This window comes from Flavobacterium degerlachei, from assembly GCF_900106645.1.
In the GTDB taxonomy this organism is placed as follows: domain Bacteria; phylum Bacteroidota; class Bacteroidia; order Flavobacteriales; family Flavobacteriaceae; genus Flavobacterium; species Flavobacterium degerlachei.
This window is the reverse complement of the sequence record NZ_FNMV01000040.1, coordinates 1-1,124: the sequence shown is the minus strand read 5'-3', so window position 1 is coordinate 1,124 and position 1,124 is coordinate 1. Positions and strand designations below refer to the sequence as shown.

General features: G+C 40.7%; 1 pseudogene. It reads left to right on the top strand.

Annotated elements, in window-relative coordinates:
* Positions 1-1,124: pseudogene (locus tag BLV91_RS17100) on the top strand (gliding motility-associated C-terminal domain-containing protein); the annotation flags it as partial.

Here is a 1,124-nt window from a genome sequence, read left to right as displayed (position 1 = left end):
GACAACTGTTCAACAGCGACAGTAACGGTAACAGTAGTTGCAGCACCAATCAAAGCAGTAAATGATGTTGCAGGACCAATCAACGGAATAGTTGGCGGAGATGCAGGAATCAATGTATTGGATAATGATTTATTGAATGGCGTTAAAGTAACTCCATCAGATGTAAAAATCACTTCTACTCCAAACGGACCATTAACGGTAAACACAGACGGAACCGTAACGGTAGCAGAAAACACAAAAGCAGGAGAATACACAGTAGATTATACAATCTGCGAAGTATTAAATGCCGACAACTGTTCAACAGCGACAGTAACGGTAACAGTAGTTGCAGCAGCAATCAAAGCAGTAAATGATGTTGCAGGACCAATCAACGGAATAGTTGGAGGAGATGCAGGAATCAATGTATTGGATAATGATTTATTGAATGGCGTTAAAGTAACTCCATCAGATGTAAAAATCACTTCTACTCCAAACGGACCATTAACGGTAAACACAGACGGAACCGTAACGGTAGCAGAGAACACAAAAGCAGGAGAATACACAGTAGATTATACAATCTGCGAAGTATTAAATGCCGACAACTGTTCAACAGCGACAGTAACGATAACAGTAGTTGCAGCAGCAATCAAAGCAGTAAATGATGTTGCAGGACCAATCAACGGAATAGTTGGCGGAGATGCAGGAATCAATGTATTGGATAACGATTTATTGAATGGCGTTAAAGTAGTAGCCTCAGATGTAAAAATTACTTCTACACCAAACGGACCATTAACAGTAAACACAGACGGAACCGTAACGGTAGCAGAAAACACAAAAGCAGGAACTTATACGGTGGATTATACAATCTGTGAAGTGTTGAATCCAAACAATTGCGATACAGCGACAGTAACGGTAACAGTAGTTGCAGCACCAATCAAAGCAGTAAATGATGTTGCAGGACCAATCAACGGCATAGTTGGCGGAGATGCAGGAATCAATGTATTGGATAATGATTTATTGAATGGCGTTAAAGTAGTAGCCTCAGATGTAACAATCACTTCTACTCCAAACGGACCATTAACAGTAAACACAGACGGAACCGTAACGGTAGCAGAGAACACAAAAGCAGGAGAATACACAGTAGA